The organism is Mesorhizobium tianshanense, from assembly GCF_007830515.1.
In the GTDB taxonomy this organism is placed as follows: Bacteria; Pseudomonadota; Alphaproteobacteria; order Rhizobiales; family Rhizobiaceae; genus Mesorhizobium; species Mesorhizobium tianshanense.
This window is the reverse complement of record NZ_VLKT01000002.1, coordinates 117,155-134,728: the sequence shown is the minus strand read 5'-3', so window position 1 is coordinate 134,728 and position 17,574 is coordinate 117,155. Positions and strand designations below refer to the sequence as shown.

Below are 17,574 nucleotides of genomic sequence, written 5' to 3'. Positions count from 1 at the left end.
CGAATTTCGGATTCACCACACCAGCAAGTTGCTGAAAAATCCGGTGTGGTGGATTCGAAGCTCCGGAACGCTGACGCCCTCAATTCGCAGGAACTTCAAATCCCCACCACACTGGTGTTCAAGCTGTTCGCGAAGCGTGAAAGGCAACTTGCGGTGGCCTGCCGCAAAGGTCTAGTGTCGCGTCTTCTTCGAAAGCCGTTTTTGGGGGCACCAATGCTGCAGTGGCTGGATAGCGGGGCGGGTCCTGGTTATGCCGCGGCGATCCTGTGGACGTTAGTCGCGCTGGTCCTTCTGGTCGTTATTCTCCTCATCATCAAGCTGATCCGCAGTCTCACCTTTGGGACATTCGTTGCCGGCGGCAGAAACCGCAAGACGCGGCTGGCCGTCATGGACGCCACCGCTGTCGACAGTCACCGCCGGTTGGTGCTGGTTCGCCGTGACGATATCGAGCACCTGCTGCTGATCGGCGGCCCGACCGACGTCGTCGTCGAACGCGACATCAGGCTGTCGGCGCTGCGCCGTCCTGCGCTGACCGGAGATACCGGTGGCCATCAGCCGGCGCCCCGGCCGCGCGCACCTCAACCCGCCCCCGCGCCGGTGAGGCAAGCACCGCCTCCGCAGCCGGCAAGCGCAGCCCCAACGCCCGTCCGGCCCCATCAGACGGCACCGGCGCCAGCGCCGAAGCCGGCACCGCAAAACCGTCTGTCGGCGACCATCACGCCGATGCCAACCTACGGATCGGTGAATGCCAATGCCGTTCGACACGTCCCATCGCCGGCAAGGCAGGATGCCCCGGCAATGCAGGATTCCCTTGACGATACGCTGATGAAGGAGCTCGAGGTTTCGTTCGACGACCCGCACCCCAGCGGGCCGGTGAGCAAGCCGGCGGCAAAGACGCCACCGTCTCTCGATGACGAGATGACGAAGCTTCTCGGCGAGTTGTCCAGCCAGAAAAGATAATCGGCCGGCGAACCGTCAACAAAATCGAACAAAAAATGGCCGCAACCGGCCATGATAAAGTTCCTAGGCTGTATTTTAGACGCTTAGCGTATGCTTCAGTCGTCGCGGTAGACCTTCTCGCGGCGCTCGTGACGCTCTTGCGCCTCGATCGACAAGGTCGCGATCGGACGCGCATCGAGCCGCTTCAGCGCGATGGGCTCGCCGGTTTCCTCACAATAACCGTAAGTGCCTTCGTCGAGGCGCTGGAGCGCGGAATCGATCTTTGAAATGAGTTTTCGCTGGCGATCGCGGGCGCGAAGTTCGATGGCGCGGTCGGTTTCCGAAGAGGCGCGATCGGCGAGATCGGGATGGTTGGCGTTTTCTTGCTGAAGGATTTCGAGAGTTTCGCGCGCTTCGCGCAGTATGTCGTTCTTCCAAGTGACGAGTTTCAAACGAAAGTAGGATTTCTGCCGCTCGTTCATGAACGGCTCGTCTTCGGAGGGTACGTAATCGGCGGTAACGATGTCGTTCATTCGACTCACCCAAACAGCCCCAAATTTGGCGCCTATATATTCGCGGACCGAATGCTGCACAAGCGTAATCGGTGACAGTTTCACGCAATTGTTAATGTCGGGCCGAAGGATATGGTCAACGTCTTTTGCGTGAAGGGCATAACCGAATTCGTGTATGATTCGTGGAGCTTGAAGAGTGCCGGCCATTGTGCACAAGGCCTTTCTCGTGGCTAATCCTGCCGCGCCTTTTGACGAGTTTCGGTGTTTGGCACAAGCGAGGGGCCGGTGAGCAAGCTTTATCTGCTGAGGCATGCGAAGGCTGGATGGGCCCTGCCGGGCATGCGCGATTTCGATCGTCCGCTCGACGCATCCGGCCTAGCCGACGCCGAAACGATTGGCGCGGCCATGCGGGCCCGCGACTACATTCCGGACCTCACCCTTTGCTCCAACGCAAAACGGGCGCGCCAAACACTGGAAGGTCTGGCCGGCCACACCGATACAGGCCGGGTCCTGTTCCTGGACATGCTCTACAGCGAGGATGCCGCCAGCTATCTCAACCTCATCCGCGGCAATGGCGGGTCAGGCTCGCTGCTCGTCATCGGCCACAACCCGATGACAGAAGATCTCGCCATTGCGCTTTCGGGCGACGGCGACGAGACTGCCAGGGGAATGCTGAACTACGGCTTCCCGGCCTCCGGCCTTGCGGTCGTCCGGTTTCCCGGCAGTCTTGCCGATGCTGCGCAGGACACCGGCTATCTCGAAGCTTTCCTGACACCTGCCGATCTCTGACGCCAACTTCAAACCAAAAACCACACTAGAATCAATTGTTTGCTAGTGTGACGAATCCGAAATTCGCTCACTGAGCTGCTCCGACGTATAGCGAATTTCGGATTCGCCACACTAGGCGGCAGCGTCTATATCGGAGCGTACGAAGCCCCGAGAGAATTGATTTGGCATCATCGCTGACCACTTTCACCGACGAGGCGAAGATTGCCCTGGATACGCTGTCGGGGCGCGCTACAGGGCTTTTCTCGCCATCGCTGCGACTGGGTGTTACCGGCCTTTCCCGCGCAGGCAAGACGGTTTTCATATCGGCCTTTGTCCACAATCTGATCCATGGCGGGCGTTTGCCGCTGTTCGAGGCGCAGAAATCGGGACGCATCGCCCGCGCCTTTCTCGAAGAGCAGCCGGATGACGCCGTACCGCGATTTCAGTACGAGGATCACGTCGCGGCACTGGTCAACGACCGCCTCTGGCCGGATTCGACACGTGCCATTTCCGAACTGAGGCTCACCATCGAATATGAATCGGCCTCCGGCTGGAGCCGCATGTTTTCATCAGGCAGATTGTCGGTCGACATCGTCGACTATCCCGGCGAATGGCTGCTCGACCTGCCGCTGCTCGGCAAATCCTATGCCGATTTCTCACGCGAAGCCTTCGACATGGCCGTGCTGCCGGTGCGCGTCGACCTTTCGCAGGAATGGCGCGCGCTCTCCGCCGCAGTCGACCCGAATGCGGACGCCGACGAGATGACGGCGCGCCGCCTCGCCGAGAGCTTCGCCGCCTATCTCAAGGCATGCAAGCTCGATGAGCGGGCGCTTTCGACCTTGCCGCCCGGCCGTTTCCTGATGCCCGGCGATCTTGAGGGCTCGCCGGCGCTGACCTTCGCGCCCTTGCCGGGCCTGAGTGAGCGGCGGGCGCGTTCCGGGTCGCTTCAGGCGATGATGGAGCGGCGCTACGAGGCCTACAGGACGCATGTCGTAAAGCCGTTCTTCCGCGAACACATCACACGCCTCGACCGTCAGATCGTGCTGATCGACGCCCTGCAGGCCTTGAACGCAGGCCCCGGCGCGATGGCCGATCTCGAACGTGCGGTGACTGAAATCCTCGCCTGTTTCCGCCCCGGCCGTGGCAATTTCCTGACAGACTTTTTTTCAAGGCGCATCGACCGCATATTGGTGGCGGCGGCGAAGGCGGACCATCTGCATCACGAAAGCCACGACCGGCTGCAGGCGATCGTGCGGCGGCTTGCCGACCGTGCCGTGGCGCGGGCGAATTTCACCGGCGCCGATGTCGACGTGGTCGCCCTGGCGGCCGTGCGCGCGACTCGGGAAGGCACGGTCAAGCAAGGCCGTGAAACGCTGCCGGTCATCATCGGCACACCGTTGAAAGGTGAAAGGATCAACAGCGAAACATTTGATGGAAAAAACGAAACAGCCATATTTCCCGGTGATTTACCGGAGAAAATTGATGCAGTGTTCGACGTTTCCGGGCCGGACCATCGCCAAAGCAATGAAGATCCGGCGATCCGCTTCGTGCGTTTTCGCCCACCAAAACTCGAACGCACCGCTGAAGGCGTCACGCTGTCGCTGCCGCATATCAGGCTCGACCGCGCCCTGCAGTTCCTGATCGGAGATCATGTGGCATGACCGCGCCCCGCAAGCCGGCAGCATTTCGCATCGAGCCGGAAGTCCCGCCAAAGGAACAGGCAGCCCGGCCCCAGCCCGACGCCCCGTCGGCGCGAAAGCCACGCGCGGTGAAGGCGGAAGTCTCGGTCGTCGTGCCCGACGAGATCGACGTGTTCGACGAGCCCGACCTCGTCGCCGCCGAACCGCCGCCGGCGACCGCGCCGCAGAAGCGTTCGATATCAGGCACCCTGCTTTTCGGCGCGCTGGGCGTTCTGGTTTCGCTGGCAGTTGGCCTTTGGACCGACCAGCTGATTCGCGATCTGTTCGCGCGCTCCGAATGGCTGGGCTGGCTGGCAGCGGCGATGGCCGTGATCGCGGTGCTGGCGCTTCTGGTCATCCTTGTCCGCGAGGTCCTGGCGATCACCCGCCTCGCCGAGGTCGAGAAGCTGCAGAAACGGGCACTCGACGCCATCGCCCGCGACGACCCAAAAGCCGCACGGGCCGTGGTCGACGAACTCTCCGCCTTTGTCGCGGCCAAGCCCGAGACCGCGGCGGGCAGACGCTCGCTGGCTGAATTGCGCGACGAGATCATCGACAGCGGCAATCTGGTGCGTCTGGCCGAGACCGAAATCCTCGGCCCCCTCGATGCGCGCGCCAAGGTGATGATCCTCGAAGCGGCAAAGCGTGTGTCGCTGGTGACGGCGGTCAGCCCTCGCGCTTTGGTCGACGTCGCCTATGTCGTGTTCGAAGCCGGCCGGCTGATTCGCCGCCTGTCGGAACTCTATGGCGGCCGGCCGGGCACGCTGGGATTCTTTCGGCTGGCGCGCAGCGTTCTCGCCCATCTGGCGGTGACTGGCTCGATCGCCGTCGGCGACAGTTTCGTTCATCAGATCGTCGGCCATGGCCTCGCCGCACGGCTCTCGGCAAAGCTTGGCGAAGGCGTCGTCAACGGCATGATGACGGCGCGCATCGGCATTGCGGCGATGGAAACCGCAAGGCCCCTGCCCTTCAACGCAGCGAGACGGCCCGGCATGGGCGATTTCCTGTCTGCTCTGACGTCGTTCGCAACAAAAAAGCAGAAGGAAACATCCATTTCCGATACCTGACAATTGCCTACGGCGCACGCGTGCCGGTGGGCGCGCAAAGGACGCTGCAGCACTCTGATTCTCGGCACAAATCAATTCCGATTTCCGGGGTCATGCGCTGGCGGTGACGAAGCATTAACCAATCTTGTTCATGGTCGGACGGGTTCCAAACCAGTCTCTTTGTTGCCGGGTGTCGTCGATGAAAAGCGTGATCTTGTCCAGCGTCCTGCCCATGGCGGTCGTGGTTTCAACAACTGCCGGCCTGGTCGAAAAGACCTTTGCAGCGGAACGGGACAAGAAGTTCTTTCAATCGGTGGAAGGCAAATGGGTCGGCCCGGGGGAAATCGTCGCCGGCAAATACAAGGGCACGAAATTCACCTGCAATTTCACCGGTTCGACGCCTGACGGCAAGATCGGCATGTCGCTCGACGGCGGTTGTCGGGTCGGCATGTTCACCCAGCAGATGTCGGCGACGATCCAGCACAAGGGCCGTGAGGGCTACAGGGGCAGCTTCATGGGCGGTGCCGCCGGTTCCGGTCTCGACATCGTCGGCGGCAACGTGGTCAACGCCAACAAGGTCGTCTTCACCATCAACCGCAACCAGTTGCGCGGCGTCATGCAAGCTCTTGTCCCCAACGACAATTCGATGACGGTGACGGTTGCGGTGCGCGTCGACCAGCAATTGGTGCCGGTCATCGGCATGAAGCTGAAGCGGATCGATACGCTCCAAGTCGGCTCCATCGCGCCGAACTGAGCGGCCTCCAACGGCCACCGCTTTTCGATGCTCCGCTCTTGATGGCGGCAGTCAGCTCATCGTAGGCCTTGCAGGCTTCGGCCGCCGCCATGCGGCTGGTGCATGAAGCTGTGCGGCGCGCCTGCAACACTGCCGCATCAGTTTCCGGATTCGGACTGTTCGATCTCCGCCGAAGCCCCTATCTTGGCCGCTCGATGCCGCAGCACGTGCAGCGGTCCCTAAAGCAACGGTCCCTAAAAAAGAACGGAACGGCAGGCATGGCGGCAGAGGCAGCGGGCAGCGATCTTATCCACGTGGTGGCGCTGCTCGCCGCAGGTGTTGTCGCCGTGCCGATCTTCAAGCGCATGGGGCTCGGCTCCATCCTTGGCTATCTGGCGGCCGGCGTGGTGATCGGCCCGTTCGGCATCGGCATCTTCTCCGAATCGGAAGCCATTCTTCATGTCGCCGAGCTCGGCGTCGTCATGTTCCTGTTCATCATCGGGTTGGAGATGCAGCCGTCGCGGCTATGGGGCCTCAGGCGAGAGATCTTTGGCCTTGGGGCATTGCAGGTCGGCGTGTGCGCGCTGTTGCTGACGGGCGTCGGACTGGCGGGAGGTTTTCCGGTCTCCCAATCCTTCGTCGCCGGCGCCGGCTTCGTGCTGACCTCGACGGCGATCGTCATGCAGCTTCTGGAAGAACGCGGCGAGATTGCAGCGCCCAAAGGCCAGCGCATCGTCTCCATCCTGCTGCTCGAGGATCTGGCGATCGTCCCGCTGCTGGCCCTCATCGCCTTCCTGGCGCCGGGCGGTGGCGACATGAGCCTGTCGGACCGGTTGACGGAAGTGGGCATCGGCCTTGCGGCCATCGTCGGGCTGGTGGTTGCCGGGCGTTATCTGCTCAATCCGTTCTTTCGCATCCTGGCGGATGCCCGCGCCCGCGAGGTGATGACCGCGGCCGCCCTTCTGGTGGTTCTGGGATCGGCGCTTGCCATGCAGCTCAGCGGCCTGTCGATGGCGATGGGTGCTTTCCTGGCTGGCGTGCTGTTGTCGGAATCCACTTTCCGCCATCAACTGGAGGCCGACGTCGAACCGTTCCGCGGTGTCCTGCTTGGGCTGTTCTTCCTTGCGGTCGGCATGTCACTCGACCTGCATGTGGTCGTCGAGAACTGGCAGCTTGTCGCCGTCTACGTCGTAGCCTACATGGTGATAAAGGCGATTGGCATCTATCTCGTTGCCCGCATCCTCAAGACCGGTCACCGCGAAGCGCTCGAGCGCGCCGTCTTCATGGCGCAAGGCGGCGAATTTGCCTTCGTTCTCTATTCCGCGGCAGCGGCGGTCGGCATCATCGACAGCCAGGCCAATGCGACCCTGACGGCGATCGTCATCATCTCCATGGTGCTGACGCCGCTGGCGATCGTAGCGCTGCGATATCTGACCCCGCGCGACGAGCAGTCGCTCGAAGGCGTCGACATCGCCGATGGCCTTTCCGGCAGCGTCCTGATCATCGGTTTCGGTCGGTTCGGCCAGATCGCCAGCCAACCGCTGCTGTTGCGTGGGATCGACGTCTCGATCATCGACAATGACGTCGAAATGATCCAGGCGGCCGCCGATTTCGGCTTCAAGGTCTACTATGGCGACGGCACGCGGCTGGACATTCTCCATGCCGCGGGTGCCGGCCGCGCGCGCGCCGTGCTGATATGCGTCGACAAGGCTGATGTCGCCATCCGCATCGCCGAACTCATCAAGGGAGAGTTCCCCTTGCTCACGGTGCTGGCAAGAGCCTTCGATCGCGGCACCGCGCTGCAATTGATTCGTGCGGGCGTCGATTTCCAGCTTCGGGAAACCTTCGAATCAGCCCTCGTTTTCGGCGGTTCCACCCTCGAAGCCCTGGGCATCGACCCGGAAGAGGTCGCCGAAGTGATCGAGGACGTCCGTCGCCGCGACACTGCCCGCTTCGAAATGCAGCTTGCCGAAGGCATTCGCGCCGGACAACGCTTCCTCAAGGGCAACATCGGCACGCCCATCCCGACACCGCTCACCCCGCCACGCCGCACCGGCCAGGCGCTCAACGAAGAGACTGCCGGCGTGCTGCATAAATCCGAATCTGCGGACTGACCGAGGAATCACTGATGGACATGGACAGCCGAGCCTTTTCAGTCACCCAATTCTGGCGTGACGCCGGGAAGGATGCATGGTTCGAGAAGAATGACGCCTTCGACGCGGAGTTCCGCAACCGGTTTCTCGATCTGCATTACGCCGCCGCGCGGCGTGAATGCGACGACTGGTCGGAGTATGCCGAAGGCTCACTGGCGCTGATGATCCTGCTCGACCAGTTCCCGCGAAACTGCTTTCGCGGCACCGGCCATATGTACGCCACCGACCCGTTGGCACGGCATTTTGCCGAAAAGGCGATCGCCGCCGGCCAGGATCTGGCGCTCGACGAAGACCTGCGCGTCTTCCTCTATTTGCCGTATGAGCATTCGGAGGACCTCGCCGATCAGCTCAAATCGGTGGACCTCACGACCAACAAGGCCCAATCCTATCTGAAATATGCGGTCGAGCACCTGGAGATCATCCAGCGCTTCGGCCGCTTTCCGCATCGAAACAGGATGCTTGGCCGCGAGACGACGCCGGAAGAACAGGTCTTCCTCGAGGGTGGCGGATTTTCCGGCTGAGCTCAGTGCATCGGCCCAAAAGTGATTGCAGGCTTTGGGCCTAATGCTTTAGGTCAGCCACCAATCCCGGCCGGACGACAATTGCTCGATGCCGGCGCTGTCGAGAGCGGCAAGCCGCTCCGGCACGCTTCTGCCGCCTACGGTGAGGCCGGGCGCGATCTCGGCCAGCGGCGCCAGAACAAAGGCGCGCTCCAGCATGCGCGGATGCGGCACTTCCAGCCCGGTTTCGTGGATGATCCGATCGCCGAACACCAAAATGTCGATGTCGATCAGGCGTGGGCCCCAGCGTTCCTCGCGCACCCGCTTCAGTCTGCATTCGACGTCGAGACAAAGATCGAGCAATGCATGTGGTGCGAGCGAAGTCGAAATTTCGGCAGCCGCATTGAGAAAATTCGGCTGGTCTAGCTTGCCCCAGGGTGGCGTGCGGTAAAGCGAAGAGACGACGACGACGCGCGCGTTCTCGTCGGCGTCCAGCATGCGCAGCGCCGCGCCCATCGACTTTGCCGGGTCGCCGAGATTGCCGCCAAGGCTGAGGTAGACAATGTTATTCGGGCCAGACAACGGTCACCTCGACATGATCGAGCACGCCGGGCACCGGCGCGTTCGGCTTGCGCACAGTGATCTCGGCTCTTTTGATCTGGGGAAACCGGGCCGTCAACGCCCGGGCCACTTCCAGCGCCAGCGCTTCTATCAGAAACCGCCTCTCCCCGGTTATGATCTTTTCGATCACCCCGAAGGCGACGCCATAGTGGACGGTATCCTCGATGGAATCATCGACCAGCGCGCGGCCGGGTTCGACGGTGAGCGTAGCGTCGACATAGAAGCGCTGGCCGAGCGTCTCCTCCTCATCCAGAACGCCGTGCCGGGCGAAGAAGGCGCAGTTCTTCATGCGGATGACATACATCGCTCAGCGTCCCTGCTCGATTAGAGCGAGGTGCGTCCACCCGGACGCACAAGTACGCTCTAACGCTTTAAATCCACGCATCAAACCTACGCATCGCGCATTCCGAACCGAAGGTCGGCGCAGCAAAAAATCGATTCCGACTTCGAGCCTATGCGGCGGTTTCACGCGCCAGCATAGCATCCGCAAGTGCCAGCGCATCCGCATTGATTGCGACATCATGGACGCGAAAAAGCTGCGCGCCCTTGAGCCTCAGGATGACGCTCGTCGCCGCCGTTCCAGCACTCCTGGTCGAGGCGTCGCGGCCGGTGACGGCGCCGATGAAGCGCTTTCGCGATGTGCCCGCCATCAGCGGAAAGCCCAAGGCGCCGAGTTCGGAAAACCGTGCCATCAGGTCGAGGTTCTCCTCGGCTGTCTCCTTGGCGAAGCCAAAGCCCGGATCGAGCACGATCTGGTCATCGGCAACGCCGCTCCGGCGGGCGATTTCCAGCGACTTCCTCAAGAAGAAAAACTGATCCTCGATCACGTCGGGCAGTTTTTGCCGATCACGCCCCGTGTGCATGATGACAAGCCCGGCACCGGTTTCGGCCGCGACGCGAGCAATTCCTGGTTCGCGCTGCAGGCCCCAGACATCGTTGACGATATGGGCGCCGGCGGCGACGGCAAGCCGGGCGGTATCCTCATGATAGGTGTCGACCGAAATCAGCGTCTCGCCAAGCCTGGCGAGCGCCTCGATGACGGGCAACACGCGGGCCTGCTCTTCCTCGATGGTTACCCCAGACGCACCCGGGCGTGTCGATTCTCCGCCGACATCGATGACGGAGGCCCCCTCTTCCACCATCCGGCGCGCCTGGGCCACTGCCTGTTCGGGCGCTGCAAACTGCCCGCCGTCGGAGAAACTGTCCGGCGTGACATTGAGGATACCCACGATCACGGCCTTGCAGCCAAGGTCGAGATGACGCCCATGCGCCAACTGCCATTGCCCTGTCGTCATTGTCGATCAACCATGTATGATCCGCCAGAGATCAATTCCGTTGCGTCGGCAACGGCCGTAAAGCAAGGTGGGCGAAGAGGCAACATGACGAAACGACCCTTGCTCTACGCTCTGATGCTCGCATTTGCCGTCCTGCCGGCGAGTGCGGCTAACCTGGTTAAGACCTACAGCTACTTCAGCATCGGCGGCAGGACGCTCGATGATATCGGAACCCAGCTTACGAAACGCGGACCCCAGGTGAAAAGCACCGGGATGCGGCACCCAGGCGCCACCCAGATGGCGTTCACCACCCGCGTCAGCTATGCGGAAAAATCGAATTCCTGTCGGATTGCCGACGCCAACGTAACCGTCAAGGTCAAGGTGATCCTTCCCGAGTGGCGCCGCCCGCGCAAAGCCGATGCGGGCGTAAGGCTGTTTTGGAACACATTGTCCGCCGACATCAAGCGACATGAGGACCGCCATGTCGAGATCGCCAAGAACCATGCCCGCGAACTCGAGGATGCGCTGAAGGCGACTTACCCGCAGAAGACCTGCGAAGTGGCCAAGGCCAAGGCCGCGAAGATCACCGCCGCTATTCTTGCCAAGCACGACCGGGCCCAGGTGCAATTCGATCGCATCGAAACCATCAATTTCGAAAGCCGCATGCAGCGGCTGCTGCGCTATCGCATGGAGCGCATCGAGAACGGTCGGCTGCCGGGTTAGCTTGAGCCGGACGGTAACGATTTAGACACTGGCAGAGCCTTCGCCTCGACACGTCCGGAATCGCCTGCTATTGCCACGCCGCTGTTATACGAAACGCATGCCGGTCGGTAGTCCGGCGATCCCGCCTGGCGGGATTCGAAGCCCCGTTGCCCCAACGAGGTCCACAGCCCAATTCAGAGGGTCCGATTTCCGGCTGTCCCCGTCACCGGCGCTTAGACGGACGGCCTCGGCTCTCCCTCTGGAAGCAGTGTCGCCAGCGGCGGACGGAGTGGATCGATGGACGAAGCTGTCAGCGAAGCGGCCACGGCGCCGGTAGAGGCGTCGCCGCTGACGGAACGCGAAAAGAACGCCATCATCGGCGGCGTGCTGTTGTCGATGCTGCTGGCGGCGCTCGACCAGACCATTGTCGCGCCGGCAATGCCGACCATCGCGCGTTTACTCGGGCATGCCGAATATCTGCCGTGGATCGTGACCGGCTATCTTCTGACCGCGACCGCCACGGCGCCGCTCTACGGCAAGATCTCCGACGTCTACGGCCGCCGGTCGACCGTCTATGCGGCAATCCTCATCTTTCTCGCCGGATCGCTTGTCAGCGCCATGGCTCCCAACATGCTCGTCCTGGTCGTTGGACGGGCTATCCAGGGGGCCGGCGGTGGCGGCTTGTTCGCCCTGACGCAAACCGTGATCGGCGACCTCGTTCCACCGCGCGAACGGGCACGTTACGCCGCCTGGATCGCGGGCACTTGGGCGGTTGCCAGCATCGCCGGGCCGCTGCTCGGCGGCTCTTTCGCCGAACATCTGCACTGGTCGCTGATCTTCTGGATCAACATCCCGCTCGGCCTTCTGGCGATGGCGATCATCAACAAGCCGCTCAAGAAGCTGCCGGTTGCCGCAAAGCATCACAGTGTCGACGGCCTCGGCGCGCTGCTTCTTGTCGTGGCCACCGCGCTATTGCTTCTTGCACTGAATTGGGGCGGCAGCGCCTATCCATGGACGTCGCGCGAAATCCTCGGACTGCTCGCCTGCTCGGCTGTCTTTAGCGGCGTCTTTGCGCTGCGGCTCATGCGCGCGGCCGAACCGCTGATCTCGCTCGAAGTGCTCGGCAATCCGATCGTGCTTGCCGGCACACTGTCGATGTTCCTGCTGCAGGCCGCCAATGTCGGCCTGGCGGTCTATCTGCCCGTCTACCTGCAGTCGATCCTTGGTCTCTCGGCCAGCAATTCGGGCATCGCGATGCTCGGGCTGTTGCTCGGCACCGTCGCCGGCGCGACATTCAGCGGCCGCATGATACCGCGCTTCGTTCATTACAAGCGGATCGCGCTGGTAGGAACGATCTTCGCCATAGCCTGCCTCGGCCTGCTCGGCCTTGTCGCCGGACACACCTCGCTGGTGGTTGTCGAGGTTCTGACGACCTGCGTAGGGCTGGGTGCCGGGACGACGTTCCCGGTCGTCACCATCGCGGTCCAGAACGCCGTCGACCGCCCGCATCTTGGTGTCGCGACCGGCGTGCTGGCTTTCCTTCGCTCGCTGGGCAGCGCGCTTGGTGTCGCCATGCTCGGCGCGGTCGCCCTCGGCTACGGCCTTCCCTTGGCCAGCGAAGGCGCGCAGGCGGCCGGCCCTGTCGCGTCGGCCACACCGTTCGTGATGATCTTTCTTGCCGCCGCGGCGACGCTGCTCGTATCGCTTGTCACGCTCGGGCTGATGCCGGAGAAGCCGCTGCGCGGCCATGCCGAGACCGAGGCGCCGATCCTCGTGGAGTGAAGCCGACTCTCCTAGAATGAGGGAAAACGTCAGCCGGCGACGCCGAGCTTCTTCTGCAAGCTGGTCGATGAGGTCGTGTACTGGAATACGATGCGTTCGCCGGGGCTGATGATGCGCTTGGCCGCCTGCGCCATCAGCGCGACCTCATGGAAGCCCGACAGGATCAGCTTCAGCTTGCCGGGGTACCAGTTGATGTCGCCGACGGCGAAGATGCCCGGCACCGACGTCTGGAATTTCTCGGTGTCGACGGAGATCATGTTCTCGTGAAGATTGAGCCCCCATTCGGCGATCGGTCCGAGCTTCATGGTCAGCCCGAAGAACGGCAGCATGCGCGTGCACGGCACCTCGATATCGCCGCTGGTGCCCTTGATGGTCGCCGAGGACAGCTGACCGTCGACGCCGGTCAGTCCCGCCACCTGGCCGACCTTGAATTCCAGTTCCTTCATCTCCTGCATGGCGTACATCTTGTTGACGCTGTCGGGCGCCGCGCGGAATTCCGGACGCCGGTGGACCAGCGTCACGCTTTTGGCCACCGGCTGCAGGTTCAGCGTCCAGTCGAGCGCCGAATCGCCGCCGCCGACGATGATGAGGTCGTGGCCGCGGAATTCCTCCATGCGGCGAACCGAGTAGAAGACGCTCTTGCCTTCGTAGAGCTCGATGCCCGGGATCGGTGGCCGCTTCGGCTGGAACGAGCCGCCGCCGGCGGCGATCACCACAACCTTGGCTTCGAACACCTCGTTCTCGTCGGTGATGACGCGAAAGCTGCCGTCCTCGAGCTTTTCGAGGCTTGAGACCATGCGGTTGAAGGTGAAGTCGGGCTTGAACGGCGCAATCTGCTCGAGCAGCTTGTCGACCAGGCCCTGCGCCGAGATCGATGGCCAGCCCGGAATGTCGTAGATCGGCTTTTCCGGATAGAGTTCGGCGCATTGCCCGCCCGGCCGGTCGAGTATGTCGATCAAATGGCACTTCATGTCGAAGAGGCCGAGCTCGAATACGGCGAACAGCCCGACGGGCCCCGCCCCGACAATGAGTACATCCGTCCTGGTGATATCGGTCATGAATGCGCCTTCGATGCGCATGACCGCGAAGATCGGAATCGATTTTCGCCGGGGACCAAGCGCCAGATCACAGTGCTACAGCGTCCCTTGCGCCCCCAAGAGGACGCGCGGCGCTGTAACGGCGCGACACTGCATGACCATTGGCCCGCTGCCAAGCCGGGGCCGCAAAAATCGGCTATAAACCCGGGCTTCAGCCTTCACGCTTCAGCCTTGGCGGGCTGGCACGCGTACAACCAGGCCGTCGAGAGCGTCACGCACCTTGATCTGACAGGAGAGCCGCGAGTTCGGCTGGACGTCGTAGGCGAAGTCCAGCATGTCCTCTTCCATTGCCTCCGGCTCGCCGACCTCCGCCGTCCATGCCTCGTCGACATAGACGTGGCAGGTCGCGCAGGCACAGGCGCCACCGCACTCGGCCTCGATCCCCGGCACGGCGTTGCGGATCGCGTTCTCCATGACGGTCGAGCCGTTTTCGGCATCCACGTCAAAATGTGTGCCGTCATGGGCGATGAATGTCAGCTTGGTCATTTGTCACCTGAAGGGAGTCCCAGCCGAGATAATCACTCCGGCAGACAAGTCAACTGCGGCGCGAAAGCGGCGCTCTATGCCGTTTTTTCGGAAATGGGTTTAACGGCTGATGGCGGCGACGAAATCGCGGACTTCCTCGATCAGGGAGCCAAGCCGCTTGAGGGTATTGGTGTCTTCAGGCTGACGTTCGATCGCGCTGGCGCAATCGGCAATGGCGAAGGCGCCGACGCCGCGCGCCGAGCCTTTCAGCCCGTGCGCCAGGAGCAGTCGTTGCTTCACATCAGCGTCGACGATCCTGTCGCGAACGGACAGCGCCTGCTGCACGAACAGCGCCAGCACCTCCTGCTCGAGGCTGCGGTCGCCCATCGTCTGGCGCGCGAGATGCGCCAGATCCACCGGCCGCGACCCGGCGGTTCCCGACACGTCGCCGCCAGGCATCGAGAAGGCAATGCCGTTTTCGCCACGCATGAATCTGCAACTCCGTTCTTCGACCGCCGAAAAAAATAGGCGCATCCTGTGGACAACGGGTTAATGATTGGCCCGGAAAAATGTTGCGATAACGGCGCCGGAATCACAGTTTCGTTAACCTTATATTTAAAGTTTTACGTATCGCGCCGAATGCATGTTTTCTTTACCCCGGTGTGTCATTACGATACGACAGGTCCATTTTCAGCCTCCTGCGTGGGACACGAAAAGCAGAATCCATAAGTCCCGCGGCAGCTTGTACAGGGTAGCGAAGGCATGGCGAAGAAAACAACGACTTCAAGAACGCTTGACAGCGACGTAGCCAAGGAACTCGAAAAGGCACTTGATATCGATCTGAGCGGCGATGCCGGCGACCTTGATATCGCCGCGTCGATGGAAGATCTGGAAGCGCAGATATCGCAGGCTGCCGACGAATTGGCACGCGAAGGCCGCAACCAGAATGCCGAGCCCGTCGCCGACCAAAGCCAGAAGGCGGAGCCTGTCGCCAACCTGGGCCAGACGGCCGAGCCTGTCGCCAACCAGGACCAGAAAGCAAAGCCCGCGGCAAAGGCCAAGCCGGCTGAACTGCGCCCTGTGGAAACGCGCAACGGCTCGCAACCGGCCGGTTTCACACCAGCCAATGATCCTCGTCCAAAAGATTACAAGACGCTGCTGCACACTCTCAATCGGCGTGCCTCGAATACGATCTACTGGGTCGTGGCGCTCGTTTCGCTGGTCTGGATCGCGGGCGCCGGTGCATTGGCCAATCTGCTGTTTGGACCAGGCATCTGGCAAATCCGCACGCCCGACCAGTTTTTCGCCCGTCCCGAACTGATCGGCCTGGCGGTCGCTACGCTCCTGCCCGTCCTCCTTTTCTGGGCGTTTGCAGCCATGATTCGCCGCGCGCAGGAAATGCGCATCGCCGCTCAGTCGATGACGGAAGTGGCTTTCCGCCTGACCGAGCCGGAAAACATCGCCCAGGATCGCGTCATGATGATCGGGCAAGCGGTTCGCCGCGAGGTGGCGGCCATGGGTGAAGGCATCGAGCGCACGCTTGCGCGTGCAGTCGAGCTCGAAACCCTGGTCCATAGCGAGGTGAACCAGATCGAACGCTCCTATTCGGAGAATGAATCCCGTATCCGATCGCTGGTCGACGGGCTGGGCAGCGAGCGCGAAGCGGTTGTCACCCACGCCGAGCGCGTGCGCGCCTCTATCACCAGCGCGCATGCGACGCTGAAGGACGAAATCGGGGCTGCCAGCGACATCATTCGCGACAGCATCCTCAACGCGTCGACCAACCTGTCGATGACCATCAACAATTCCGGCGACACGCTGATCGACAGGATCAACGAAAGCTCGATGTCGATCTTCGATTCGGTGGAAGGCCGACTCGATACGATCACGGACCGCCTGTCGACCTCCGGCGAAGCCTTCGCCAGCCTTCTCGACACGCGCATCGCCAAGCTGACGGACACGACCGACGGCCTCACCCGGTCATTGACCGATCTGCTCGACGATCGGACCTCCGGCATGGTGTCGCTGCTCGGCGGCGCCGCGCGCACGCTCAACTCCGAATTTGAAGCCAGCCTCGACGGCATCGAGCGGACGCTGGCCGAACGCGGCCAGGCGTTGATTGGTGAATTCCAGACTCGCGCCGAAGCGCTGGACACCGGCACGCAGAAGCTCAACGCCGCGCTCGAAGCCCGCGCGCGCCAGATCAACGAGACCCTGGTCGAGCGCGCGCGCGAAATCGCCCATACCTTCCAGGAAAGCAAGGAGACGCTGTCGGCGATGATCGATCAGGGCAAGACCCAGATCGGCGCCGACATGGCCGACATCGTTTCGTCGACCTCGTCCATGCTTGAGGCGCGCGCCGGCGATTTCGCCGGGCGCATGGAAGCGGCCCGTCACGTGGTGTCGCGCTCCTTCGACGCCGATATCCAGCGGCTTGCCGATGCCCGCGTCGGCATCGAGGAAGCCGTCGAGAACCACAGCCGCAAGCTCTCCGAAAGCCGCGATCGCATGGCGGCCGCAATGCAGGCCGATCTTGAGAAATTCGCCGAAAACCGTGAAGGTATCGACGCAGCTGTCACCGACCAGGTGCAGAAGCTTGCCGAAGGCCGCAGCCTGATCGCGCGCGCTCTCGAAGAGGATCTGCGCAAGGTCAACGAGTCGCGCGCCGCCATCGATGCTTCGCTGGGCAGCCATCTCGAAAGGCTCGAAGAGGGCCGCAACAGGCTTTCACAGGCCTTGAACGAAGACTCCGGAAAACTTGTACAAGCCCGTACGATCATTGACGAAATGGTTGCCGGTCATGTTGGCAAGCTGGCCGAAGGCCGCAGCATTCTTTCGCGTGCCCTCGAGGCCGATCTCGGCAAGCTGGCCGACAGCCGCGCCAGCATCGACGGCCTGGTCGCCGGTCAGGTCGAGAAGATCGCCGAAGGTCGCGCCATACTCGCCAAGGCGCTGGAAACCGACATTGTCGGCATCAGGGGTCTCATCGAGAACCATTCCGCCAAGCTGGCGGAAGACCGCGCCGAGCTGTCGCGTTCGCTCGAAGGAGACCTGTCCGGCATCAGAGGCCTGGTCGAGGACCATTCAGACAGGCTCGCCAGCGATCGCAGCCTGCTTTCGCAGACGCTCGAGGACGACCTCGCCAAACTGGCCGAAAGCCGGTCGAGCATCGACGGGCTGGTCGCCGGCCAGGTCGAGAAGCTGGCCGAAGGCCGCGACATTCTCAAGCGCGCGCTGGAATCCGATCTCAACACGATCAAGGACGTCATATCAGGCCAGTCCGAAAAGCTGGCGGAAGACCGT

The 17,574-nt window shown here is 62.4% G+C and carries 17 protein-coding genes; 10 read left to right on the top strand and 7 right to left on the bottom strand.

What is annotated here, in order from left to right; all coding sequences use genetic code 11:
- The first annotated feature begins 213 nt into the window (after window positions 1-213).
- Window positions 214-960 carry a flagellar biosynthetic protein FliO gene (locus IQ26_RS02070; protein WP_162457851.1) on the top strand — a complete coding sequence of 249 codons (747 nt, stop codon included), beginning with the start codon at window positions 214-216 and terminating at the stop codon, window positions 958-960.
- Between the two features lie 95 nt (window positions 961-1,055).
- On the opposite strand, the gene dksA is transcribed toward IQ26_RS02070, so the two are convergent.
- The gene (gene dksA, locus IQ26_RS02065) at window positions 1,056-1,472 is read right to left on the bottom strand and encodes an RNA polymerase-binding protein DksA (protein WP_023717816.1); all 417 of its coding nucleotides are present in this window, start codon (window positions 1,470-1,472) and stop codon (window positions 1,056-1,058) included.
- Window positions 1,473-1,736: 264 nt separating this feature from the next.
- Here dksA and IQ26_RS02060 point away from each other — a divergent pair, with 264 nt between their 5' ends.
- From IQ26_RS02060 to IQ26_RS02035, 6 genes are all read left to right on the top strand, one after another.
- Window positions 1,737-2,240: a SixA phosphatase family protein gene (locus tag IQ26_RS02060; protein ID WP_145712483.1), complete on the top strand. Its 504-nt coding sequence runs from the start codon at window positions 1,737-1,739 to the stop codon at window positions 2,238-2,240.
- 161 nt (window positions 2,241-2,401) lie between these two features.
- Entirely contained in the window at window positions 2,402-3,880 is a 1,479-nt protein-coding gene (locus tag IQ26_RS02055; protein WP_145712480.1) for a YcjX family GTP-binding protein, read from the top strand.
- Window positions 3,877-4,965, top strand: a complete 1,089-nt coding sequence (locus IQ26_RS02050) for a YcjF family protein (RefSeq protein ID WP_145712476.1) — start codon at window positions 3,877-3,879, stop codon at window positions 4,963-4,965. Before IQ26_RS02055 ends, IQ26_RS02050 begins: the two co-directional genes overlap by 4 nt.
- A 178-nt stretch (window positions 4,966-5,143) precedes the next feature.
- Window positions 5,144-5,698, top strand: coding sequence for a hypothetical protein (locus IQ26_RS02045; RefSeq protein WP_145712473.1), 555 nt, complete (start codon window positions 5,144-5,146; stop codon window positions 5,696-5,698).
- A 257-nt stretch (window positions 5,699-5,955) separates the two neighbouring features.
- Window positions 5,956-7,791, top strand: coding sequence for a monovalent cation:proton antiporter-2 (CPA2) family protein (locus tag IQ26_RS02040; RefSeq protein ID WP_145712470.1), 1,836 nt, complete (start codon window positions 5,956-5,958; stop codon window positions 7,789-7,791).
- A 14-nt stretch (window positions 7,792-7,805) separates the two neighbouring features.
- Window positions 7,806-8,351, top strand: a complete 546-nt coding sequence (locus tag IQ26_RS02035) for a DUF924 family protein (RefSeq protein ID WP_145712467.1) — start codon at window positions 7,806-7,808, stop codon at window positions 8,349-8,351.
- 48 nt (window positions 8,352-8,399) lie between these two features.
- On the opposite strand, the gene folK is transcribed toward IQ26_RS02035, so the two are convergent.
- The 3 genes from folK to folP all read right to left on the bottom strand — a co-directional run bounded on the left by folK (window position 8,400) and on the right by folP (window position 10,246).
- Window positions 8,400-8,912 carry a 2-amino-4-hydroxy-6-hydroxymethyldihydropteridine diphosphokinase gene (gene folK / locus IQ26_RS02030; RefSeq protein ID WP_145712464.1) on the bottom strand — a complete coding sequence of 171 codons (513 nt, stop codon included), beginning with the start codon at window positions 8,910-8,912 and terminating at the stop codon, window positions 8,400-8,402.
- The gene (folB, locus tag IQ26_RS02025; RefSeq protein WP_126041829.1) at window positions 8,896-9,255 is read right to left on the bottom strand and encodes a dihydroneopterin aldolase; all 360 of its coding nucleotides are present in this window, start codon (window positions 9,253-9,255) and stop codon (window positions 8,896-8,898) included. Before folB ends, folK begins: the two co-directional genes overlap by 17 nt.
- 148 nt (window positions 9,256-9,403) lie before the next feature.
- Complete coding sequence (gene folP, locus IQ26_RS02020) at window positions 9,404-10,246, bottom strand: dihydropteroate synthase (RefSeq protein WP_145712461.1); 843 nt, start codon at window positions 10,244-10,246, stop codon at window positions 9,404-9,406.
- Between the two features lie 84 nt (window positions 10,247-10,330).
- Here folP and IQ26_RS02015 point away from each other — a divergent pair, with 84 nt between their 5' ends.
- Together IQ26_RS02015 and IQ26_RS02010 are read left to right on the top strand one after the other, a co-directional pair.
- Entirely contained in the window at window positions 10,331-10,948 is a 618-nt protein-coding gene (locus IQ26_RS02015; RefSeq protein ID WP_162457843.1) for a DUF922 domain-containing Zn-dependent protease, read from the top strand.
- Between the two features lie 276 nt (window positions 10,949-11,224).
- A complete protein-coding gene (locus IQ26_RS02010) occupies window positions 11,225-12,709 on the top strand; it encodes an MDR family MFS transporter (protein ID WP_145712455.1) in 1,485 nt (494 codons plus the stop codon).
- Window positions 12,710-12,738: 29 nt separating this feature from the next.
- Here IQ26_RS02010 and IQ26_RS02005 read toward each other — a convergent pair whose 3' ends face one another.
- The 3 genes from IQ26_RS02005 to IQ26_RS01995 form a co-directional block, all read right to left on the bottom strand.
- Entirely contained in the window at window positions 12,739-13,767 is a 1,029-nt protein-coding gene (locus tag IQ26_RS02005) for an NAD(P)/FAD-dependent oxidoreductase (protein ID WP_145712449.1), read from the bottom strand.
- 204 nt (window positions 13,768-13,971) lie between these two features.
- The gene (locus tag IQ26_RS02000; protein ID WP_006334837.1) at window positions 13,972-14,292 is read right to left on the bottom strand and encodes a 2Fe-2S iron-sulfur cluster-binding protein; all 321 of its coding nucleotides are present in this window, start codon (window positions 14,290-14,292) and stop codon (window positions 13,972-13,974) included.
- A 99-nt stretch (window positions 14,293-14,391) separates the two neighbouring features.
- The gene (locus IQ26_RS01995) at window positions 14,392-14,760 is read right to left on the bottom strand and encodes an Hpt domain-containing protein (RefSeq protein ID WP_145712442.1); all 369 of its coding nucleotides are present in this window, start codon (window positions 14,758-14,760) and stop codon (window positions 14,392-14,394) included.
- A gap of 273 nt (window positions 14,761-15,033) precedes the next feature.
- On the opposite strand from IQ26_RS01995, the gene IQ26_RS01990 reads away from it, so the two are divergent.
- Window positions 15,034-17,574: coiled-coil domain-containing protein (locus IQ26_RS01990; protein WP_476738617.1), on the top strand; the 2,541-nt coding region annotated here is incomplete at its 3' end.